Source organism: Paracoccus benzoatiresistens (genome assembly GCF_026913015.1).
Classification (GTDB): Bacteria; Pseudomonadota; Alphaproteobacteria; order Rhodobacterales; family Rhodobacteraceae; genus Paracoccus; species Paracoccus benzoatiresistens.
In genome coordinates, this window is record NZ_JAPTYD010000044.1 from 1 (window position 1) to 19,498 (window position 19,498).

The 19,498-nt window shown below is 63.5% G+C and carries 23 protein-coding genes and 2 pseudogenes; 13 read left to right on the forward strand and 12 right to left on the reverse strand.

Annotated elements, in window-relative coordinates; genetic code table 11:
- Window positions 1–481 precede the first annotated feature (481 nt).
- Together OU682_RS18610 and OU682_RS18615 are read left to right on the forward strand one after the other, a co-directional pair.
- Complete coding sequence (locus OU682_RS18610) at window positions 482–700, forward strand: hypothetical protein (protein WP_268943710.1); 219 nt, start codon at window positions 482–484, stop codon at window positions 698–700.
- Between the two features lie 179 nt (window positions 701–879).
- Window positions 880–1,938, forward strand: coding sequence for a YeeE/YedE family protein (locus OU682_RS18615; protein ID WP_268943711.1), 1,059 nt, complete (start codon window positions 880–882; stop codon window positions 1,936–1,938).
- A 19-nt stretch (window positions 1,939–1,957) separates the two neighbouring features.
- Here OU682_RS18615 and OU682_RS18620 read toward each other — a convergent pair whose 3' ends face one another.
- From OU682_RS18620 to OU682_RS18635, 4 genes are read right to left on the reverse strand one after another with little or no spacing between them, the layout of a single operon-like run.
- Entirely contained in the window at window positions 1,958–2,920 is a 963-nt protein-coding gene (locus OU682_RS18620; RefSeq protein WP_371832273.1) for an MBL fold metallo-hydrolase, read from the reverse strand.
- A gap of 2 nt (window positions 2,921–2,922) precedes the next feature.
- Window positions 2,923–3,849, reverse strand: coding sequence for an MBL fold metallo-hydrolase (locus OU682_RS18625; protein ID WP_268943712.1), 927 nt, complete (start codon window positions 3,847–3,849; stop codon window positions 2,923–2,925).
- Between the two features lie 41 nt (window positions 3,850–3,890).
- On the reverse strand, window positions 3,891–4,442 hold the full coding sequence (locus OU682_RS18630) for a thioredoxin family protein (protein WP_268943713.1): 552 nt from the start codon (window positions 4,440–4,442) through the stop codon (window positions 3,891–3,893).
- On the reverse strand, window positions 4,439–5,176 hold the full coding sequence (locus OU682_RS18635) for a cytochrome c biogenesis CcdA family protein (protein WP_268943714.1): 738 nt from the start codon (window positions 5,174–5,176) through the stop codon (window positions 4,439–4,441). Before OU682_RS18635 ends, OU682_RS18630 begins: the two co-directional genes overlap by 4 nt.
- A 228-nt stretch (window positions 5,177–5,404) precedes the next feature.
- Between OU682_RS18635 and OU682_RS18640 the strand changes: the two genes are divergently transcribed.
- The gene (locus OU682_RS18640) at window positions 5,405–5,755 is read left to right on the forward strand and encodes a hypothetical protein (protein ID WP_329609826.1); all 351 of its coding nucleotides are present in this window, start codon (window positions 5,405–5,407) and stop codon (window positions 5,753–5,755) included.
- Window positions 5,755–6,243, forward strand: coding sequence for a DUF302 domain-containing protein (locus OU682_RS18645; protein WP_268943716.1), 489 nt, complete (start codon window positions 5,755–5,757; stop codon window positions 6,241–6,243). The genes OU682_RS18640 and OU682_RS18645 overlap by 1 nt, the downstream gene beginning before the upstream one ends.
- A 36-nt stretch (window positions 6,244–6,279) precedes the next feature.
- Here OU682_RS18645 and OU682_RS18650 read toward each other — a convergent pair whose 3' ends face one another.
- Together OU682_RS18650 and OU682_RS18655 are read right to left on the reverse strand one after the other, a co-directional pair.
- The gene (locus OU682_RS18650; RefSeq protein ID WP_268943717.1) at window positions 6,280–7,326 is read right to left on the reverse strand and encodes a YeeE/YedE family protein; all 1,047 of its coding nucleotides are present in this window, start codon (window positions 7,324–7,326) and stop codon (window positions 6,280–6,282) included.
- A gap of 11 nt (window positions 7,327–7,337) precedes the next feature.
- Window positions 7,338–7,742 carry an ArsR/SmtB family transcription factor gene (locus tag OU682_RS18655; protein WP_371832271.1) on the reverse strand — a complete coding sequence of 135 codons (405 nt, stop codon included), beginning with the start codon at window positions 7,740–7,742 and terminating at the stop codon, window positions 7,338–7,340.
- Window positions 7,743–7,898: 156 nt separating this feature from the next.
- On the opposite strand from OU682_RS18655, the gene soxX reads away from it, so the two are divergent.
- The 8 genes and pseudogenes from soxX to OU682_RS18695 all read left to right on the forward strand — a co-directional run bounded on the left by soxX (window position 7,899) and on the right by OU682_RS18695 (window position 14,460).
- Complete coding sequence (gene soxX / locus OU682_RS18660; RefSeq protein ID WP_268943718.1) at window positions 7,899–8,378, forward strand: sulfur oxidation c-type cytochrome SoxX; 480 nt, start codon at window positions 7,899–7,901, stop codon at window positions 8,376–8,378.
- Between the two features lie 54 nt (window positions 8,379–8,432).
- Window positions 8,433–8,879: a thiosulfate oxidation carrier protein SoxY gene (gene soxY, locus OU682_RS18665; protein WP_268943719.1), complete on the forward strand. Its 447-nt coding sequence runs from the start codon at window positions 8,433–8,435 to the stop codon at window positions 8,877–8,879.
- Between the two features lie 22 nt (window positions 8,880–8,901).
- Window positions 8,902–9,231 carry a thiosulfate oxidation carrier complex protein SoxZ gene (soxZ, locus tag OU682_RS18670; RefSeq protein WP_268943720.1) on the forward strand — a complete coding sequence of 110 codons (330 nt, stop codon included), beginning with the start codon at window positions 8,902–8,904 and terminating at the stop codon, window positions 9,229–9,231.
- A 79-nt stretch (window positions 9,232–9,310) separates the two neighbouring features.
- Window positions 9,311–10,174 carry a sulfur oxidation c-type cytochrome SoxA gene (soxA, locus tag OU682_RS18675; RefSeq protein WP_268943721.1) on the forward strand — a complete coding sequence of 288 codons (864 nt, stop codon included), beginning with the start codon at window positions 9,311–9,313 and terminating at the stop codon, window positions 10,172–10,174.
- A 75-nt stretch (window positions 10,175–10,249) separates the two neighbouring features.
- The gene (gene soxB / locus OU682_RS18680) at window positions 10,250–11,941 is read left to right on the forward strand and encodes a thiosulfohydrolase SoxB (RefSeq protein ID WP_268943739.1); all 1,692 of its coding nucleotides are present in this window, start codon (window positions 10,250–10,252) and stop codon (window positions 11,939–11,941) included.
- A gap of 14 nt (window positions 11,942–11,955) precedes the next feature.
- Window positions 11,956–13,227 (forward strand): sulfite dehydrogenase, encoded by a 1,272-nt coding sequence (gene soxC / locus OU682_RS18685; RefSeq protein ID WP_268943722.1) that lies wholly within the window; start codon window positions 11,956–11,958, stop codon window positions 13,225–13,227.
- A pseudogene (locus tag OU682_RS18690) lies at window positions 13,211–13,915 on the forward strand (c-type cytochrome); the annotation flags it as partial. The gene soxC and the pseudogene OU682_RS18690, both read left to right, overlap by 17 nt.
- Window positions 13,916–14,022: 107 nt before the next feature.
- Window positions 14,023–14,460: a pseudoazurin gene (locus OU682_RS18695; protein WP_371832272.1), complete on the forward strand. Its 438-nt coding sequence runs from the start codon at window positions 14,023–14,025 to the stop codon at window positions 14,458–14,460.
- 84 nt (window positions 14,461–14,544) lie between these two features.
- Here the strand turns inward: OU682_RS18695 and OU682_RS18700 are convergent, their stop codons facing one another.
- From OU682_RS18700 to OU682_RS18720, 5 genes and pseudogenes are all read right to left on the reverse strand, one after another.
- Window positions 14,545–16,302 carry a SulP family inorganic anion transporter gene (locus OU682_RS18700; RefSeq protein WP_268943723.1) on the reverse strand — a complete coding sequence of 586 codons (1,758 nt, stop codon included), beginning with the start codon at window positions 16,300–16,302 and terminating at the stop codon, window positions 14,545–14,547.
- A gap of 3 nt (window positions 16,303–16,305) precedes the next feature.
- Window positions 16,306–16,677, reverse strand: coding sequence for a rhodanese-like domain-containing protein (locus OU682_RS18705; RefSeq protein WP_268943741.1), 372 nt, complete (start codon window positions 16,675–16,677; stop codon window positions 16,306–16,308).
- 27 nt (window positions 16,678–16,704) lie between these two features.
- Window positions 16,705–17,619, reverse strand: a pseudogene (locus tag OU682_RS18710) (MBL fold metallo-hydrolase); the annotation flags it as partial.
- Entirely contained in the window at window positions 17,616–18,056 is a 441-nt protein-coding gene (locus OU682_RS18715; protein WP_268943724.1) for a DUF6691 family protein, read from the reverse strand. The gene OU682_RS18715 and the pseudogene OU682_RS18710, both read right to left, overlap by 4 nt.
- On the reverse strand, window positions 18,056–18,502 hold the full coding sequence (locus OU682_RS18720; RefSeq protein ID WP_268943725.1) for a YeeE/YedE family protein: 447 nt from the start codon (window positions 18,500–18,502) through the stop codon (window positions 18,056–18,058). The genes OU682_RS18715 and OU682_RS18720 overlap by 1 nt, the downstream gene beginning before the upstream one ends.
- An 87-nt stretch (window positions 18,503–18,589) precedes the next feature.
- On the opposite strand from OU682_RS18720, the gene OU682_RS18725 reads away from it, so the two are divergent.
- Window positions 18,590–18,901 carry an ArsR/SmtB family transcription factor gene (locus tag OU682_RS18725; RefSeq protein WP_268943726.1) on the forward strand — a complete coding sequence of 104 codons (312 nt, stop codon included), beginning with the start codon at window positions 18,590–18,592 and terminating at the stop codon, window positions 18,899–18,901.
- A gap of 36 nt (window positions 18,902–18,937) precedes the next feature.
- On the opposite strand, the gene OU682_RS18730 is transcribed toward OU682_RS18725, so the two are convergent.
- Complete coding sequence (locus OU682_RS18730; protein ID WP_268943727.1) at window positions 18,938–19,483, reverse strand: L,D-transpeptidase family protein; 546 nt, start codon at window positions 19,481–19,483, stop codon at window positions 18,938–18,940.
- Between the last annotated feature and the right edge of the window lie 15 nt (window positions 19,484–19,498).

Here is a 19,498-nt window from a genome sequence, read left to right on the forward strand (position 1 = left end):
AGCCGCCGGTTGGGTGGGTGTCAGTTCACCCGGAGATTACGCCACTGTCCAATTTCTACCACTTCCGAGACACGACCAGACTGTGGCGATGCTGGTGCTGAGGCGCTGCGCCAGGAATCGGTCCTTCGACCGCTTGTACAGGCGTATCTCAATCGCACCGGGAGCTTGGAGAGCGGTATACGTGATGCAGTCTGGGAGCTTGGCGTCAGCAGGACCACAGTCTGGCGCTGGATCCGACGGCTTGCAGAAGAAGGTGGCCGGACAAGCGCTCTTGTTCCCCGCAAACGTGGCCGACCCACGGGGTCGGTGATGGTGCCCGGTGATGTCGAGGGCATCATCGAAGACCATTTGACTCGATACTACCTTCAGCGAGAACGCCCCAGCCAGCCTGGCGCGAGTTGTGACAGAAATCCACAGTGCCTGCCTTCAGCGGGGGCTTCAGCCCCCGACGCGCCGTACCGTTCAGCGACGGCTTGATGCAATGGATGCCCGCGAAGTCATGAAAGCGCGCGAGGGCGCAAAGGCAGCGCGCCAGAAGTTTGCGCCGGTGACGGGAAGGAACAGATCAGTACGACCGCTGGACGAGATGGAGCGCGAGCGCGATGCCCTCAAAGCGCTGCGTGGCGACTTTGACGATTTGCCAGACAACAGTCGTTCGGTTGAGCGTCGTGCCGAAGCAGCTTTCGACGCAGCACACTGACGGATCAGTCCACTTGGGCGATTGTCTCAAGGGCGCGTCCCTGGTTTCGACACCTAGGGCGCCCCAGGGCAGAGAAGCTGCGAGGGAGCATACCTCGGACTGGTTCGGATAACCTGTCGCATGGTAAGTTTAAGTTCGCGCCGTCATGACCCGGCTGGAGCCATGAAATGAACCAGGCGATGGAAATCTCAGCCATCACGGACAGGGTGGGAGACATGCCCACGGCAGCACTGATGGGGATGCTGGTGGGGGTTTTCTTCGGTGTGGCGGCGCAGCGGTCGGCCTTCTGTTTGCGGGCGGCCACTGTTGAATTCGCCCGGGGGGTGCTGGGGCCACGCATGGCCGTCTGGCTGCTGGCATTTTCTTCGGCCGTGATCTGGGTTCAGGCAGCCCGGATGCAGGGCTTGGTCGACACCGACGCCGCGCGGATGATGTCCGTCACCGGCAGCATCAGCGGCGCGATCATCGGCGGGCTGATCTTCGGAGCGGGAATGGTGCTTGCGCGCGGTTGCCCTGGACGCCTGCTGGTGCTGGCGGCGACCGGAAACCTGCGGTCGATCCTCAGTGGGCTGCTGTTCGCCGTGACGGCACAGATGACGCTGCACGGCTGGCTTTCCAGCGCACGCGCCCAACTTGCCCAGCTGTGGATCACGCCCGATGGACGCAATGTCGATCTGTTTGCAGGCCTCGGGCTGCCGGATCGGGGGCCGCTGCTGATGGGCATGCTGTGTGCAGCACTCGCGCTGTTCATTGCCTGGCGCAACCGCATCTCAGCCGGCATCCTGATCTTTGGGGCTGGCGTGGGCGTCACAGTAGCGATCGGCTATTTCCTGACCTACAACCTCTCGCAGATCGCCTTCGATCCCGTCTCAGTCACATCCGTGACCTTTACCGGCCCTTCCGCCAACACTTTGATGGCCATGCTGGTGCTGTTCGAGGGCTGGAGCTTTGACGTCGGCCTAGTGCCGGGCGTCTTCATCGGCTCGTTCCTGGCGGCCTGGATCGGTGGCGTCCTGCGGTTCCAAAGCTTCGAAAGCGCAGCACAGACGCGTCGCGCCATGGTGGGCGCCGTGATGATGGGGTTCGGCGGGATGTTGGCGGGGGGATGCTCGATCGGCAACGGCGTGTCGGGCACCTCGATCATGGCCCTGACGGCCTGGATCGCGCTCTTCTCGATGTGGGTCGGGGGCATGGCCACCGATCGCCTGGTTGATCAGCGGCGGGAAGAGGGGGTGTGATCCGCCCCGCCGCGCGCAATCATTCGAACTCCATTTCGGAAAACACCACTCCGGCATTCTTCGTGGCCAGTTCGTCGAACGTATCCATCCATGTCCATTGGGACTGGTCCACGTAGTAAGCCTGCGACAGGTCGCCCCCGGCATCGAGATGCTCGGCAATCTTCGCGCGCAGGTCCTTGAGGTAGTCGACGGTTCCGTGCCGCACGGTGGCAAGATCAGTGGGTGCCCCGTGGCCAGGAACGATGATGTCGGCCCCAAGCGGCTCCAGCCTGGTTTCAAAAGTTTCGATCCAGCACAGGGTGCAGGTGCCTTCGAAGATCGGCGGCATCCGTTCCGAAAACGCGATGTCGCCGGCGATCAGGACCTTGCTGTCGGGTAGCCACACCTGCGTATCGCCGGGAGAGTGGGCTGGCCCGAGGTGTAGAACCTCGATCCTGGTGTCGCCCATCTGGATGTCCTTGCGCTCTGTGAAGGTTTCCGTCGGCTCCACGATGCTTGTGCCTTCGGCGTTTTCCCTTGCGTAGGATTTCAGCGCCTTGAGCCCGCGCGGGCCTTCGGTGTCGATGAAGTCGGCCACTGCGTCCTCATGGGCCAAAATGGGAACACTCTGCGCGGCCCAGTAGCTGTTGCCCAGCATTGAGTGGCCCTGGCCGTTTTCGTTGATGACCAGCTTGACTGGCTGGTCAGTGATCTTGCGGATCTCGGCGTGCAGGGCCTCGGCCAGCTTCCACGACGCGCCGCCGTTGACGACCGCAACTCCGTCCGACGTCACGATGAAGGACAGGTTGTTGTTATGGCCGGCGTTTTCATAGGTCGGCGGCTGAGTTGCGCCGATCGCGCTGTAGACGCCCTCTGCCACCTTGAGGGGCGCATCATAGAGGACCGAGCCGGGATGCTTGTCAGGCGTATCATCGGCCTGTGCCAATGTCGCCGTCATCCCGAGCAGCGTCCCGACTGCAAACGTGCATGCATCAAACCGCATCTTCATGCCTCGCTTTCGAACGAGAATGCGTCGCCCTCGCGTCGGACACGGCCGATGCCGCCATCGGGCAGGTGATAGCCGAGGACCGTCCAGCCCTCGTCCGCCAGTCGCGCAAGCATGGTCTGACGGGTCTGCGCCGCAAGTGCAGGGTCGTGATCGGTCGCCGTTCCCAGGTCGGGCCGGACAAAGCCAACCAGCATCGTGACGAAATCACCCGTCACGAACACACCCTGATCCGGGGCGCCAATCTCGAAGGACATGTGGCCGGGCGTATGGCCGGGGGTCATGACCGCCCGGATGCCGGGCAGCACCTCGGCCCCGTCGTCAAAGCGTTCCATGAGATCGCCAAGGGCGGTCAGGCGGCGCATGGCACCCGCGGCAAAGGACTGACGTTCCTCTCCGATGGTGTCTATCGTCGTGGGGTCTGTCCAGTAGTCGAATTCGACCTGGCCCATCTTCAGCACCGCATTGGGGAACAAGGGTTCGTCGAAATCGTCCAGAACACCCCACAGGTGATCGGGGTGTCCGTGGGTGAAGATTACGTCGGTCACATCCTCGGGCAAGACCTCAAGGGCAGAGAGGGCATCGACCAGGCGGCCGGCCGTGGGCACGAAGTCGGGCCCCGAACCGACATCGAACAGCACCACGCGGTCCCCTTGGCGCAGCAGCGTGATGTTCAGTGGACTGTGGACCACAGCTTTCGCGTCGATGTTCAGGCTGCTCAGAAGATCGGCCCGCTCGGCTTCTGGGATCGTGGAGAAAACAAAATCGGGCGGGAACTCGATATGCCCGTCCGACACACTGTCGATGCGCAGATCGCCCGCGGTCATCGTGGTCACGGCCCAGCCGCGCAGGGGGGCAAGCGGCAGCGCCGCAGCCGAGATCAGCGCGGCAGTGCGGGTCAGAAAAAAGCGGCGGGCGATGTGCATTGTGGATCCTTTCTGTCGGGAAGCATGGCGGGTCTGGCGGATTACTGGAACAACACATCCCGGATGTCGCGCCCGGTCTCGGGTCCGCCCGCCGCCGCCCATTCCAGCACCTTCAGCGTATCGTCGGCGTCCATAACGCCCGGGATCACCGCCATGGCAGAGCGGGCGGCGTCCGTGCCGGGCAGCAGGGCAGGGGGCAGCAAGATCAGCGTCGGCGTCAGCGGCACACCCCACTTTGCGGTGGCGCGCTTCTCGGTCAGAACCTCCCCATCCGTATCGGTTAGTTCGGTCCCGCCGAACAGATCGACCTGCACCACATCGAAATGATCGCGGATCAGCCGGTCGATGCGTGGATCGGTGAGAACCTCGTTGTGAAGCCGGGCGCAATAGATGCAGCCGCGTTGTTCGACCATCAGCAGCAGATGGCGGCCTGCCTCGGCTGCTTCCTGGTTGTCTTCGGCCAGGTCCTTGAAGCTGTTCTTCAGCCAATCCGGCTTGTGCAGCCCGTCGTCGCCCAAGGGGACCGAGCCTGCGAAGGCGGGAGAGGCCAGAAGCGGCAGGACAAGACCCAAGGCAAGATGAAGTCGTGTCATCGCGTCGTTGCACTCCAATCCATGTTGTCCACCATGACGGCGGCGATCCGGTTTACGCCGTCCGTGGCGATCAGGACTGCAAACAGGATCAGCATGACTCCCATGACCCTTTCGACCATTCCCAGGATCCGCTGATGGCGCGCGGCCCAGGACATGAACGGCCGGGTGAAGAATGAGATCAGGACAAAGGGAAAGGTCATCGCCAACCCATAAACCAGCAGCAGCGTTCCACCGTGCCAAAGGCTGTCCTGCGCTGAGGCGACGAACAGGATCGCCGCCAGGGCCGGTCCCGCGCAGGGCGTCCAGCCAAAGCCAAAGGCCAGTCCCATCACATAAGCGCCTGCCAGAGTCGCCGGGTTACCCGAGGATTCAATTCGGGCCTCGCGGTAAAGAAGCGGGATGGGGATGATGCCCAGAAAGTGCAGCCCGAACAGCCCCAGGATCGCCGCCGCAACCCAGGACAGTTCCGTCCGCCATTGGGAAAAAGCCGATCCAGCGGCTGTGGCGCCAAGGCCCAGCAACACGAAGATCGTCGTGACCCCTAAGGAAAACGCAATGGCCCCGAACACAAGCCGCCGCTGCGCGCGCGGCTCCATCCCCTGCGGTCCCTTGATCTCAGCAATCGACACGCCAGCGAGATAGCACAGATAGAACGGCACCATCGGCAGGATGCAGGGAGAGAGGAACGACAGCAGTCCCGCGATGGCAGCCCCGCCAAACGTGATTTCGGGCATCGGCAACTTTCCGGCAGGTCCGGGTGGATCGAGGCGCTCCCTGACCACCATGCTTGCATTGACACGGTTATATCATCATATTGGAATACGTATCGCCGTCCGTCAATGCGGTTCCCCATGGTCTCCAAGCTGTATCCGTCCTGGTCTCGACTTGCCTTCCTGGTTGCGGCCCCGGTTGTGCTGTGCGCAATGGCGGCTGGGGCCTATGCGGCCGAGTTCCAGCTTCTGATGTTCGAACGCGACGGATGCAGCTATTGCCGTGAGTGGAACGAGGAGATCGGTCCCGCCTATCCCAAGACGGCAGAGGGGCAGGTCGCGCCGCTGCAGCGGCTGGACATCAAGGCGCCGCTTCCTTCGGACGTGATGCTGACCGGGCGATTCCCGGCGTTTACCCCAACCTTTGTGTTGTTGTCCGATGGGATCGAGGTTGGCCGCATTGAAGGCTATGCGGGCGATGAATTCTTCTGGGTCCTGCTCGACCGCCTTCTGCACGATGCGGGCTGGCCTGCCGAGCCCGCCGCAGACACCCCATCCGACTTGCAGCTTTCCACGCCCAATAAAACAGGAGAAACGAACTGATGACCAAGTTAGCAATTCTTAGGGCCTGCGCTGCGCTTCTGGTTCTTTCCCTGCCTTCCGGGCAGGCGATGGCCCAAGATGCGGCCTCGTCGTCATCAGGCGAGACTGGCGGTTCCTATGTCCGCACAGTGGAGGGGTCGTTCGAGGACGTGGCGTTTGCTGTGGAACAGGCGATCACGAACGAGGGCCTGGTGATTGACCTGACAAGCCATGTGGGCGACATGCTGGCGCGCACCAAGGAAGATGTGGGCGGCGCCAAGGATCTGTTCACCCAAGCCGATATCTTCAGCTTCTGCTCCGCCAAGGTATCGCGCGAGGTGATGGAGGTCGATCCAACCAATATCCAGCACTGCCCGTATAGCATCTTTGTCTACGAGACCGCTGACGAACCGGGCAAGATCATCGTTGGCCACCGCACTTACCCGGGCGAGACGATGCAGCCGGTCAATGAGATGCTCACCAGGCTGGTCGATACCGGGACGGAATAGGTCCAGCAGGTTCCGCCAGCGTCGGCCGGCGAGGGACTAGAGATCCTCGGACAGCAGCAGTCGCTGCAGGCCCACCCAGGCCCCGGCGGCGATCGCCATCAAGGTTACGGGGCCTGACCAAACCAGCAGGGCAGTGGCGGTCAGCCCTTGGCCAATGGTGCAGCCCATGGCGATGACCCCGCCGATCCCCATCATGATGGCGCCGCCCAACTGGCGGCCCAACTCACGCGGATCGTCGCAGGCTTCCCACCGGAAGCTGCGCCGCCACAACGATCCCGCTATGGCCCCGGCGAGCGTGCCTGAAACCAGACCGACTGAAAAGGAGGGCAGCGTTCCTGTCGCGGTCATCAGATACAGGATCGTTCGCCCCACCGGAGCGGTGTATGACGGTCCCTCGATCAGGACGGCGTCCATGCTAAGGCGTGCAACCTTCATGGTGCCGATAAAGGCAAGGACCACGGACATTCCCACCCCTGCTGCGCAGATGACTGTCACAGCCGAATGGCGCACCTGCGGATGGCGCAACCCCACTGCTACCAGGGCGAGGCCGAGGGCAGCTGCCAGCCAGGCAGGTTCAAGACCGCTCATGGCTGCGAAGGCCTCACCCATCCCAGATCGCCCAGTTTGCTCTGTCTGGGGGAACACGAAGACCCTCAGGGGCGCCAGCGGCCCTGCAAGCGTCGCATAGGTGGCAATACCCAATACGACCACGATCAGCACCGACCGGATGTCGCCGTCGCCAGCCCGGACCAATGCACCGAAACCGCAGTTGCCCGCCATTGCCATGCCATAGCCAAACAGCAGACCACCTGCGACACTCGCCACCGGGTTCCAGGCAATGCTGTGATAAAGGCTTCGGCCGATGTCGATCAGGCCTGCGGCATCGGCCAGATGGGTCGACAAGATAGCGACGCCAAGGGCAAGGCTCCAGATATGAATGCGGCGGTAGTCCCGGCCAATCAGAGCGGTTTCAAGAGCGCCTAAGGTGCAGAAATCTCCCAATCGCGCACAAAGGCCCAGAAGCACTCCGACGCCAAGTCCGACCGCTCCGGCCTGCAATCCTGCCGCAATGTCCGCTGTCATGGTTGGGCCAGTCAAAGGTCCCGACGATCTTCATTGCCAAAGATCCGTGCGTAGCAGATCAGCAGTTCACCGATGCGCGGGTCCTTGAGCGAGTAGAAGATCGTCTTCCCGTCCCGGCGCGCCGTGACCAACCCTTCGATCCGCAATCGCGCAAGCTGCTGGCTGACCGCCGACTGCCGTGCGTCCAGCATCCCTTCAAGCTCGCCGACACTCTTCGGACCCTGCGCCAGATGGCAAAGGATAAGAAACCGTCCTTCGTGTCCCAGGGCCTTGAAGACGTTAGCGGCCTCCTCGATCGCGGCGGAGCGCGCCGTTGGATCTGTCTGCGCGGTGGATGGGCTGGAGGGCATGGCGTCCATTCTGCCGAACAACAGTTTTCCCAGGCTAAAGCGCGCGAGGCTGTCCGATCCGCTCATTGGTATCCTTCGTCTGCAGCACGGCCTGTTGGCCGATGTTTCACCAAACATTCACTTATTGCAATATAACTATTGCTTCCGGGATCAAAGACCCTAGAGTGATCCATGCATGAGTCGCAAGGGAGGGCGTCTTTTGCGCCTTTGGGGGGAGGTCAGATGCAGCATATCTTGGTGCTTACAGTTGTGGTGGCCGGCCTTGGTGCGCCGGTGATGGCAGAGATTGCACCGGCTGATGTGCCTTGGGCGGAAGACGGGTCAATTTCCGAATCCCTGACCGGCACGCCCGGCAAGCCCGAGGAAGGCAAGGTCGTCATGACGACGAATGCCTTGGGTAACTGCGTCGCCTGCCATGCCATCGAGGCCCTGCCCGATGTCCCCTTCCAAGGCAATATCGGCCCACAGCTTGATGGTGCGGCAGACCGCTGGTCCGAAGCGCAGTTGCGCGGGATCGTGGTTGACGCCAAGCACACCTTCCCGGACTCATTCATGCCCGGAATGTATAAAGTGGGCCCCTTCATCCGGCCGGGGGTGGCTTATACGGCAAAGCCCCCCGAGAAGCCCGAGGATATTCAGCCAATTCTCTCGGCCCAACAGGTCGAGGATGTCGTGGCCTATCTGATGACGCTGAAGGAATGAAACCAGCCGCGTCCCGCTGGGACGTCTGGAACGCGACAAGGAAGGAAGGAAACCATGCTGATTTCACGACGCGGAGTTCTGGCCATAAGCGCGGGATTTGCCGGGTTGGCCATGCTGCCGATCTCCGTGCAGGCTCAGGATGCTGCCGCTGCTCCGACCCAGACCGCCGACGAGATGATCGCCGAATTTACCGGCGGCGCTGAGGTGGCCGAAGGGGATGGCGTCAAGCTGACCGCCCCCGAGATCGCCGAGAACGGCAATACGGTCCCTATCTCGGTGGAGGCGCCCGGCGCATCCGAGATCCTGCTCATCGCCACGGAAAACCCGACCCCCGGGGTCGCCAAGTTCATCTTTGGCCCGCTGGCCGCAAGCCAGGCTGCAGCAACCCGCATCCGCTTGGCAAAGACCCAGGATGTCGTCGCTGTCGCCAAGCTGGCTGACGGCAGCTTTGTGCGCACGGCGGCGAATGTGAAGGTCACCATCGGCGGTTGCGGCGGCTGATTCAGGCAGAAGGAACAGGACTATGGCAGAAAACGTCAAACCGCGCGTTCGTGTCCCGAAAACCGCGTCCAAGGATGAGGTCATCACGATCAAGACGCTGATCTCGCATCCGATGGAGTCGGGTCAGCGCAAGGACAAGGATGGCAAGGTCATCCCGCGGTCGATCATCAACCGCTTCACCGCCGAGTTCAACGGCCAGCTTGTGCTGGACACCACGCTGGAACCGGCGATCAGCACCAACCCTTATCTCGAGTTCGACGCCAAGGTGCCGGAAACTGGGGAATTCAAGTTCACCTGGTATGACGACGACGGGTCGGTCTACGAGGACGCCCACAAGGTCGAAGTGTCCTGATACCCGGGCCCAAGCCCGATCTGCCTGCGACCATGGAGGGTGGCGCAGTCTGACATCGCCAGGGAGGAAATACGGCAAGATGAAGCTGCAACATACTGTGAAGGCCGTGGCGGTCCTGGCGGCGACACTTGCCCTGACCGCCGCCCATGCAGACCCCGTCCAGGACGACCAGTTGCTCATCAATGGCGAGGAGGAACTGGCGACCCAGGCCCCGGCGCCCGATCATCTGGAGGGTGCGTTAGGGGACACGGTCTATTCGGGCTGGCTGTTCCGCGACACCGACACCCGCGCGATGCAGAAGGACGATTTCGACAACCCGATGTTCCTGTTTGTCGATGCCGGCCTAGAAACATGGAGCACGCCCGAAGGCACCGCCGACAAGTCCTGCGCCGATTGCCACAACGACATCGAGGAAAGCATGAAGGGCGTGCGCGCCCAGATGCCCAAGGTGAACGACAAGGGCGAGCTTTGGGCACTGGAAAACTACGTCAATGACTGCCGCACCAACCGGATGGGTGCTGAGGCCTGGGGCTGGAACAGCCAGGAGATGAAGAACATGACCGCCGCCATCGGCCTGCAATCGCGGGGAATGCCGGTCGCGGTCAAGATCGACGGCGAGGCCGCGCCCTTCTGGGAGAAGGGCAAGGAGATGTATTACACGCGCTTTGGCCAGTTGGAGATGTCCTGCGCCAATTGTCACGAGGACAACTTCGGCAAGAACATCCGCTCGGACCATCTGAGCCAGGGGCAGATCAACGGATTTCCGCTGTATCGCCTGAAGGACCAAGGCGCCGTGTCCATGCATCAGCGTTTCGTCGGCTGCGTCCGCGACACGCGCGGGGTGCCTTTCGAGGCAGGCAGTCAGGAGTTCCGGGAATTGGAACTCTATGTCGCTTCTCGCGGGAATGGGCTGGCCGTCGAAACTCCGGCTGTTCGTCACTGAGACAGGCCGCGGCAGGTGCCGCGGCTGACCAACTATGCTCAACATGTGCAATTATTCGAATACGATGAGGTGACAGTGGCGTCGCGCAGGGAATTTCTTCAGGCCGGTTTGGCCACATCGGCAATCCTTGCCGGGCTGGGCATGTCCAACTGGTCGCGGGCCATGGCGCAGCAGGCGCTGACGCAGGACCAGCTGCTGCAGTTCGACGATTTTGGCAACCTGACGCTGATCCATGTCACGGATGCGCATGCCCATCTTCGGCCGGTCTGGTTCCGCGAACCCGACACCAATATCGGCGTGGGCGAAGCCGCCGGGCGCGTCCCGCATGTCGTGGGAGAAACCTTCCAGAAGATGTTCGGGATCGCGCCGGGCAGCCCCGAAGCCTATGCCCTGACCTATCCCGACTTCGAGGCCTTGGCCAAGACCTATGGTCGGATGGGCGGCTTCGACCGCATTGCGACGATCGTCAAGGCGATCCGCGGCAGCCGTCCCGACGCGATCCTGCTGGATGGCGGGGATACCTGGCACGGCAGCTATACCAGCCTCAAGACCCAGGGCGAGGACATGGTCCGGGTCCAGAACCTGCTGGGGGTCGAGGCGATGTCCAGCCATTGGGAGTTCACCTTCGGCACCGAACGGGTCAAGGAGCTGATCGAGCAGTGCAACTTTCCGTTCCTGGGCGCCAACATCTACGACGTGGAGTGGGACGAGCCGGCCTTTGAGCCCTACAAGATCATCCAGAAGGGCAATATAGCCGTCGGCGTGATCGGGCAGGCCTTCCCCTATCTGCCGATCGCCAACCCGAAATGGATGTTCCCCGAATACAGCTTTGGCATCCGCGAGGAGCGCATGCAGGAGGTTGTGGACGAGTTGCGCGGCCAGAATGTCGATCTGGTCGTCTGCCTGTCGCACAACGGTTTTGACGTCGATCACAAGATGGCGGGCCGGGTGAAGGGGATAGACGTGATCCTGTCGGGCCATACCCACGACGCCATCCCCGAGCCGGTGCTGGTGGGCGAAACGATCATCATCGCATCGGGCAGCCACGGCAAGTTCGTCAGCCGCGTCGATCTGGACGTGCAGGGTGGCCGGATGGCGGGCTTCCGCCACAAGCTGATCCCGGTCTTTTCCGACGTGATCGCGCCCGACTCCGAGATGGCCTCGCTGATCCAAGAAATCCGCGCGCCCTACAAGGCGGACCTGGAGGCGGTAATTGGACAGACCGACAAGCTGCTCTACCGGCGAGGCAATTTCAACGGCACCTGGGACGACCTGATCTGCCGCGCCATCCTGGAGGAGCGGGATGCCGAGATCGCACTGTCGCCGGGTGTCCGCTGGGGGGCCTCGGTCCTGCCGGGCGACATCACGCGCGAGGATATCCATTCGGTCACCTCGATGACTTACGGCGAATGCTACCGCTCCGAGATGACCGGCGAGACGCTGAAGACCGTCATGGAGGATGTGGCCGACAATATCTTCAACCCCGATCCTTATTATCAGCAGGGCGGGGACATGGTCCGCGTCGGCGGGCTGGCCTACACGATCGACCCGAGCGCGCCCATGGGCAGCCGCATCACCGATCTTCGCTTGATCGCCGAGAACGCGCCGATCGATCCCGCCCGCAGCTATGTGGTCGGCGGCTGGGCCTCGGTCAACGAGGGCACCGAAGGGCCGCAAATCTGGGACGTGGTCGAAGATCATATCCGCAAGGCTGGGGGCGCCCAGCAGGACGCGCCCGTCTCGAGCATTTCCGTCAAGGGACTATGAAGGAGTTGGTTCGCATGACCGTCAGACCGGGAACGACCAGCCGCCGCGGCTTCTTGCGCGCCGGACTGGCCGCCAGCGTCGCCGTGCCGACCGCCGTGTCGGCCGCGCGCGGGCAGGGGGCGCCGGATCCGCTGATCACCGAGGTTCAGGACTGGGCCCGTTACAGCGGCGAGGGCGTGGACGCCACGCCCTATGGGCTGCCGATCCATTTTGAATCCGACGTGATCCGCCGCAACGTGTCCTGGCTGACGGCGGACACGATCAGCTCGATCAATTTCACGCCGATCCACCAGTTGGACGGCACGATCACCCCCGCTGGCTGCGCCTTCGAGCGGCACCATTCCGGGGCGATCGAACTGGCCAAGCCGGACTACCGCCTGATGATCAACGGGCTTGTGGACCGCGAACTGGTCTTCACCTACGAGGACCTGGAACGCTTTCCCCGCAGCCAAGGCGTCTATTTCTGCGAGTGCGCGGCCAATACCGGCATGGAATGGGCCGGCGCGCAACTGAACGGATCGCAGTTCACGCATGGCATGATCCACAACATGGAATATGTCGGCGTCTCGCTGAAGACGCTGCTGGCCGAGGCGGGCGTCAAACCCGAGGGCAAGTGGATTTATGTCGAAGGGGCGGATGCCTCGTCAAACGGGCGGTCTATCCCCATCGAGAAGGCGATGGACGACGTGATGGTCGCCTTCAAGGCCAATGGAGAGGCGCTGCGCAAGGAGCACGGCTATCCCGCGCGCCTGGTCGTGCCCGGCTGGGAAGGCAACCTGTGGGTCAAGTGGTTGCGCCGCATCGAGGTAACCGCCGGCCCCGTCGAGAGCCGTGAGGAGACGTCGAAATATACCGACACCCTGGCCAACGGGGTCTCGCGGAAGTGGACCTGGGTCATGGATGCCAAGTCGGTCGTGACTGCGCCCAGCCCGCAGGTCGGCATCAAGCATGGTCCCGGCCCGCTGGTCATCACCGGGCTGGCCTGGTCCGGGCGTGGGGCGATCGCCCGTGTGGACGTATCCGTGGACGGCGGCAAGAACTGGACCACGGCGCGGTTGGCCCAGCCTGGCGTGCCCATGGCGATGACACGCTTCTACCTGGACCACGTCTGGGACGGTGAGGAGATGCTGCTGCAATCGCGCGCGGTGGACGAGACCGGCTATGTGCAGCCCACCAAGAACGCCCTGCGCGAGATCCGGGGCGAGAACTCCATTTATCACAACAACGGCATCCAGACCTGGTGGATCAAGAAAGACGGAAGCGCGGAAAATGTTGAAGTTTCGTAACACAACCGCCCTGCTGATCGTCCTGGCCGCAGGAACGGCAGCAGCCGAAACGCCGGTTGCGCCGTCTGATGTCGCGCCTGCGGCAGGCCAGCCGCTGGGGCTGGGGCGGCCTGCGCTGCCCGAGGAGATTGCGGCGTGGAACCTGGATGTCAGCCCCGACGGCACCGGTCTGCCCGACGGCTCGGGCGACGTCATGACCGGCGAGGAAATCTATCTGGAGCAATGTGCGGCCTGCCATGGCGACTTTGCCGAGGGCCTGGACAACTGGCCTGCCCTTTCGGGGGGCGAGGGCACGCTGGACCGGGAAGATCCCGAGAAGACCATCGGCAGCTACTGGCCCTATCTTTCGACCGTCTGGGATTACGTCCACCGCTCCATGCCGTTCGGCAATGCGCAAATCCTGACGCCTGACGATACCTACGCGATCACGGCCTATCTGCTCTATTCCAACGGCCTTGTGGAAGACGACTTTGTTCTGTCCAACGAGAACTTCACCGAGGTCCAGATGCCCAATGCCGATGGTTTCATCGAGGATGATCGGGCAGAAATCGAATACTCCGCCTTTTCCGCCGAACCCTGCATGGAAAATTGCAAGGACAACGTCGAGATCACCATGCATGCCTCGGTGCTGGACGTGACGCCAGGGGGCGAGGGAACTGAAGGCGGAGCGGAAGACGCTCCTGCCGACGCCAGCCTCGACTGAAAGGCGCGGCCGGCCCTATCTGATGCCTGCGGCTCAGCCCCGATCCGCGAACACGCGGATCGCTTCATACCAACCACCAGACAGGAAGAACCATGACCTATTTTTCATGCCTCGCCATTCCGGCGGCCTTTTTTGCCATGGCCGGAGAAGGTTTTGCCGCCGATCACCAGGTTCAGATGCTGAACAAAGGCGAGAGCGGGATGATGGTCTTCGAGCCGGCCTATGTTCGTGCCGAACCGGGCGATACGGTGACCTTCGTGCCCACGGACAAGAGCCACAACGTCGAGTCCATCGCCGAAATGCTGCCTGAGGGCGTCGAGAAGTTCAAAAGCAAGGTGAACGACGAATTCGTGCTGACGGTGTCGGAACCTGGTCTCTACGGTGTCAAATGCACGCCGCATTTCGCGATGGGCATGGTGGGGATGATCCAGGTCGGCGATGAAGCAGCCAATCTTGAGGCCGCCAAATCCGCTAAGATGTCGAAAAAGGCGCGCGAGCGGATGGACGAGGCCATCGCCCAGATCGAATGACCTCCTGAAAATCGCGGTGAACAGAAAAAGCGGGCGGAGGTAATGCGCCCGCTTTTTCTTCGATCATCATGGCAACAGGACCCCTTACCCGGAGGCCTCGCGCAGGCCTGTCAGGTTTGTCATTTCCGTATCCTGCCTCACCAAGGTGGTCCATGCGTCGAACTGTGACAGGAAGACCTCTCCGTTCAGGTGGTCCAGAAAATGCGTTTTCTTCAGGCGGTCCATGACAGGGCCTTTCACTTCGGACAGGTGCAGCCCGATGCCCAGCTCCTTCAGGCGGTGGTTGACCGCCTCGAGGCTCTCGAGGGCTGAATAGTCGATCTCGTTCATCGCCGAACACATCAGCACCACATGCCGGACCGCCGGCCGCTCTGCGATCCGATCCTGGATCAGATCCTCGAGAAAGCGGGCATTGACGAAATAAAGGCTTTCGTCAACGCGCAGGGTCAGCACCGCAGGGTCGGTGGCCACGTCATGGCGCAGCACGTTGCGGAAATGGTTGGTGCCCGGCACCAGCCCGACCTCGGCCACATGGGGCCTTGAGGTCTTGTAGAGATGCAGCCCCACCGACAGGATCACGCCCGATGCGATGCCAACCTCGACGCCCCAGGCCAGGGTCAGCACGACCGTGGTAACGACGGCGGCAAAATCGGCGCGCGAATAGCGGAATGTCCGGGCCAGGATCGCAAAATCGACAAGGCTGAGGACCGCCACGATGATGGTTGCAGCCAAGGTCGCGGTGGGCAGGAAATAGATCAAAGGGGTCAGCAGCAGTGCGGCGATGGCCAGGCCCACGGCGGTCAGGACACCGGCGGCCGGGGTCGCGGCCCCCGCGTCGAAGTTCACGACCGAACGGGCAAAGCCGCCAGTGACCGGATAGCCGCCGGTGAAGCCCGCGCCGAGGTTTGCCATGCCCAGACCGATCAGTTCCTGGTCAGGATCAATGCGCTGGCGGCGCTTTGCGGCCAAGGTCTGCGCGATCGAGATGGATTCGACGAAGCCAATGATCGAGATCAGGATAGCGGGGGCAACCAGCTGGCGGATCAGATCGGGCATAACGGCCGGCATTGTCAGAGGTGGCAGGCCCTGGGGCACCGCGCCGACGATGGCCACGCCCCGGTCGGCCAGGCCGAAGGCCCAGACGGACAGGGTCGTGACCACGACCGCCGCGACGGGGCCGGACTTGGCCCCGATGTCGGCCAGCAGTGGTCCGGCCCCCATCCGCCGGAGAAACGGCTTCAGCCCGCGCCGGACCCAGAAGAGGAAGGCCGTGGAAAGAACGCCGATCACCAGGGTGAGCGGGTTCGTCTGCCCCAGATGGGCCAGGATGGCGGGGATCATCTCGACCAGGGTATGGCCACCCGCCTCGATCCCCAAGATATGCTTCACCTGGCTCGTCGCAATCAGGATGCCCGATGCGGTGATGAAGCCTGCGATGACCGGGTGGCTGAGGAAGTTGGCCAGAAAGCCCAGCCGGAAGACTCCGAGCGCCAGCAGGAACAGCCCCGACAACGCCGCCAGCGTCAGCGCCGCCGCCGCGTATCCCGCCGTGCCCTGTTGCGCGACCTGCCCGACGGCGGTCGCGGTCATCAGCGACACGACCGCCACGGGGCCGACGGCGAGCGTCCGCGATGTGCCGAAGATCGCATAAAGGACGAGGGGCGCGATCGAGGCATAGATCCCGGCCTCTGGCGGCAGGCCGGCCAGCATCGCATAGGCCAATGACTGCGGGATCAGCATGATTGTCACGATCACCGCCGCCACCGCGTCGCTGGTCAGGGCGTGCCGGTCATAGGCCCGTCCCCAGTTCAGGGCGGGCAGATAGCGCGCCAGCCTGTCCATGGCTCAGCTCTCGACCGGAAGGCCCTTGGCCTTCCAGGCCTCGAACCCGCCCTCGATCACGGTGGCCTCGTATCCCATGCTGCGCAAGGTGTCGGCCACCAGGGCCGCCCGGGCGCCGGATCCACACAGGACATGGACGCATCCCGTGTCGCGCAGGTCGGTCAGCCGGGCTTCCGCCGTGGTTGCGGTCGCGTCGGCGCGGCTTTCCACCAGGCCACGCGGCACATGCAGGGCGTCGGGCACGCGCCCATGGGTTTCGAGTTCGCCCGGCTCGCGCACATCAAGGACCAGGGCGGCCGGCCCCTCGTTTTTGGCCGCGTGTTCGGGCGGGACGGTCGCGACGCGAGTTTGCGCCTCGGCGACCAGATCCTTCATGGTCTTGGCCTTCTTCTGCGGCCCGGGAAAGCGATTGACGGGGATCTTGAGGTATCGGTTTCCGTCGTCTTCGGAGGCGGGCAGGCGGCCGCCGCGCAGGTTGATCTGGAGCGCGGCGAGGATCCGGTCTGGCAGGGCCAAGGTAGCGTCGCGGGTGTCGCGGATGCGGATCCAGTCCTCACGCCGTGTGCCGTCCTTGACGTGCTTGTTGTTGGCGCGATGCTGGGCCACGGTCGCCTCCCACTGTGGCTCGTCGCGGTCGTCGGTGCCATAGTCGTGGCCCACGAACAGGCGCGTGTCGGGCGGCAGGGCCAGGATCGCCTGGATCGAGTCCCACAGCTGTTCGGTGTCGCCGCCGGGGAAGTCCGCGCGCGAGGTGCCGACATCGGGCTGCATCAGCGTGTCATGGGTGAAGGCCGCGTCCCCGCAGACATAGGTGATCGAGCCGAGCGTGTGGCCGGGCGAGAGCATCACCCGCGCCTCCAACTCACCGATGCGGAAGGTCTCGCCGGCCGCGAACAGGCGGTCGAAGTCGCGCGCGGGGTCGAAAGCCTCGGGCAGGTTGTAAAGCCCGGCCCAGAGCCTGGCAATGTCATGGACCTTGTCGCCGATGGCCGTGGGCGCGCCGGTGCGTTCCTTCAAAAGCGCCGAGGCCATCACGTGGTCGGCATGGGGATGCGTGTCCAGCACCCATTCGACCGTCAGTCCGTTCTGCCGCACCAGATCCAGCACCTGCTCCATGCTCTCGGTCGAGAAGCGGTAGTTCTTCGGGTCGAGATTCCAGACCACGTCGATCAGCGCCGCCTTCTTGGTCTCGGGATCGGCACAGATATACTGGATCGATCCGGTATCGGGTTCATAGATGCCCCAGACATCGGGGCTTCCCGAGCCCGTCGAGGGCGAGTGGCGGACCACCTTCTGCTTCAGTTTTGATTCACTCATGATGTTGCTCCTTTGCCTTGCGGATAGCCGCCTGCCTTGATCCGGGCGCCCAGCCACAGACCCGCCAGCATCGCGGGCAGAAAGATCAGCGTGCCCGGTGCCAGCAGGGGCAGGGCGGTGAAGGCGGGGCCGGGGCAGAAGCCGCCGATCCCCCAGCCGATCCCGAACAGCGCCGCCCCGGCAATCAGGGGCGTGTCGATGACGCGGTTCTTCGGAATGTCGAAGGTCCGGTCCAGCACCGGCGCCTTGCGCCGCCAGACCAGCCGATAGCCCACGAATGCGGTCAGCGTGGCCCCGCCCATCACGAAGGCCAGGCTGGGGTCCCATGTCCCCGCCAGGTCCAGGAAGTTCAGCACCTTGGCCGGGTTGGCCATGCCCGAGATCACCAGCCCCAGCCCGAAGACCAGGCCGCTGAGAAAGCCCCACAGCACCCGCATCACGCACCCCCCAGGATGTGGCGCAGCACGAAGACGGTGGCAAAGCCCGCCGCCATGAAGGTCGCGACCGCCGCCAAGGATCGGCCCGAGAGCCGCGCCAGACCGCAGACCCCGTGCCCCGAGGTGCAGCCCGAGCCAAGCGATGTGCCCGTGCCGACCAGCAGCCCGGCCAGGGCCATGCCGGGCAGGTTGTCCGGAACCGTCTGCGCAACGGTCCCGCCCAGGGCCATCACCGCCAGCGGCGCCAGCACCAGCCCGGCCAGAAAGGCCCACCGCCAGTCGCGGTCCTTCGCCGCGCCGGGAAGGCCAAGGGCGCCCTGCGCAATGCCGGCAATCCCGGCGATGCGGCCGAACAAGGCCATCACCATCACCGCGCTCAGCCCGATCAGCACGCCGCCAAACAGCGAGGCCCACGGCGTGAAGGCGGTCTCGATCCCGATCTCCATTGGTGTTCTCCTTCGTCAAAGCAGCTTGCTCCAGCCGCCGTTCCAGCCTATATATTAAACATGTCTAAATCAGTCAATGCTAATATAATGAGTCTGGACAAAGCGACCCATGCCCTGCAGGAGCGCGCCGATCATGTGGCTGGGCGGCTGGCGCTTGTCGCCAATGCCAAGCGCCTGCTGATCCTGTGCGAGCTGACCAAGGGCGAACGCTCGGTCGGCGCGCTGCAGCAGGCCGTGGGCCTCAGCCAGTCGGCGCTGAGCCAGCACCTGGCCAAGCTGCGCGAGGCCGCCATGGTCGACACCCGCCGCGAAAGCCAGACCATCTTCTACCGCATCAGCGATCCCGACCTGGAGGTGCTCATGGCCGCGCTTTACGACGCCTTCTGCAAGGATCTGTGACGCAGTCGGGGCCGTTCGGCCCCGCCTGCCGGGCTGTCAGATGATCCGGACCTGGGTGCCAACCGGGCAGAGGCCAAAGAGTTCCTCGATCTTCTCGTTGTAAAGACCGATGCAGCCGTCCGAAGACAGGCGCCCGATCTTGCGCGTGTCATGGGTGCCGTGGATCAGGTAGGCCGGCCAGGACAGATACATGGCGTGCGTGCCCAAAGGATTGTCCGGCCCTGGCCCGACCGGCTTCCAGTCGGGGTAGCGTTCCAGCTGCGAGGGTGTGGGTGTCCAGCTCGGACCCTCCTTCTTGCGCACGATCTCGGTATAGCCGCGCTTGGTCAGCTCCTCCGAGATGGGGACCGAGGTCGGATAGGTCCGGTAGGTCTGCCCATCGCCCCCCCAGAAATGCAGCGCGCGCGAGGTGGTGTCAGCGACAATCGCGCCTACGCCCAGTTCTTCGAAGTGATCCTGCCAGTGCTGCATGGCGAAGCTGCTCATGTTGCGGGCAGGCCCGGCTTGCGCCCGTGCCAGGCTGGGGGCAGCAAGCCCTCCCAAGGCGATCAGGCCGAGCATGCGGCGTGAGATTTTGGTCATGGTCTGCTCCTTCTT

Bases quoted from the DNA above. Each gene is read 5' to 3' on its own strand.
- OU682_RS18635 (WP_268943714.1), bottom strand. From the start codon at position 5,176: ATGCCCGAAATCACGTTTGGCGGGGCTGCCATCGCGGGACTGCTGTCG.
- OU682_RS18725 (WP_268943726.1), top strand. From the start codon at position 18,590: ATGAGTCTGGACAAAGCGACCCATGCCCTGCAGGAGCGCGCCGATCAT.
- soxX (WP_268943718.1), top strand. From the start codon at position 7,899: ATGCAGCATATCTTGGTGCTTACAGTTGTGGTGGCCGGCCTTGGTGCG.
- OU682_RS18705 (WP_268943741.1), bottom strand. From the start codon at position 16,677: ATGAAGGATCTGGTCGCCGAGGCGCAAACTCGCGTCGCGACCGTCCCG.
- soxY (WP_268943719.1), top strand. From the start codon at position 8,433: ATGCTGATTTCACGACGCGGAGTTCTGGCCATAAGCGCGGGATTTGCC.
- soxC (WP_268943722.1), top strand. From the start codon at position 11,956: ATGACCGTCAGACCGGGAACGACCAGCCGCCGCGGCTTCTTGCGCGCC.
- OU682_RS18655 (WP_371832271.1), bottom strand. From the start codon at position 7,742: ATGAGCGGATCGGACAGCCTCGCGCGCTTTAGCCTGGGAAAACTGTTG.
- OU682_RS18615 (WP_268943711.1), top strand. From the start codon at position 880: ATGGAAATCTCAGCCATCACGGACAGGGTGGGAGACATGCCCACGGCA.
- OU682_RS18645 (WP_268943716.1), top strand. From the start codon at position 5,755: ATGACCAAGTTAGCAATTCTTAGGGCCTGCGCTGCGCTTCTGGTTCTT.
- OU682_RS18720 (WP_268943725.1), bottom strand. From the start codon at position 18,502: ATGGAGATCGGGATCGAGACCGCCTTCACGCCGTGGGCCTCGCTGTTT.
- OU682_RS18625 (WP_268943712.1), bottom strand. From the start codon at position 3,849: ATGCACATCGCCCGCCGCTTTTTTCTGACCCGCACTGCCGCGCTGATC.
- OU682_RS18715 (WP_268943724.1), bottom strand. From the start codon at position 18,056: ATGCGGGTGCTGTGGGGCTTTCTCAGCGGCCTGGTCTTCGGGCTGGGG.
- OU682_RS18610 (WP_268943710.1), top strand. From the start codon at position 482: ATGGATGCCCGCGAAGTCATGAAAGCGCGCGAGGGCGCAAAGGCAGCG.
- OU682_RS18650 (WP_268943717.1), bottom strand. From the start codon at position 7,326: ATGACAGCGGACATTGCGGCAGGATTGCAGGCCGGAGCGGTCGGACTT.
- OU682_RS18730 (WP_268943727.1), bottom strand. From the start codon at position 19,483: ATGACCAAAATCTCACGCCGCATGCTCGGCCTGATCGCCTTGGGAGGG.
- soxA (WP_268943721.1), top strand. From the start codon at position 9,311: ATGAAGCTGCAACATACTGTGAAGGCCGTGGCGGTCCTGGCGGCGACA.
- soxZ (WP_268943720.1), top strand. From the start codon at position 8,902: ATGGCAGAAAACGTCAAACCGCGCGTTCGTGTCCCGAAAACCGCGTCC.
- OU682_RS18630 (WP_268943713.1), bottom strand. From the start codon at position 4,442: ATGACACGACTTCATCTTGCCTTGGGTCTTGTCCTGCCGCTTCTGGCC.
- OU682_RS18700 (WP_268943723.1), bottom strand. From the start codon at position 16,302: ATGGACAGGCTGGCGCGCTATCTGCCCGCCCTGAACTGGGGACGGGCC.
- OU682_RS18640 (WP_329609826.1), top strand. From the start codon at position 5,405: ATGTTCGAACGCGACGGATGCAGCTATTGCCGTGAGTGGAACGAGGAG.
- OU682_RS18620 (WP_371832273.1), bottom strand. From the start codon at position 2,920: ATGCGGTTTGATGCATGCACGTTTGCAGTCGGGACGCTGCTCGGGATG.
- OU682_RS18695 (WP_371832272.1), top strand. From the start codon at position 14,023: ATGACCTATTTTTCATGCCTCGCCATTCCGGCGGCCTTTTTTGCCATG.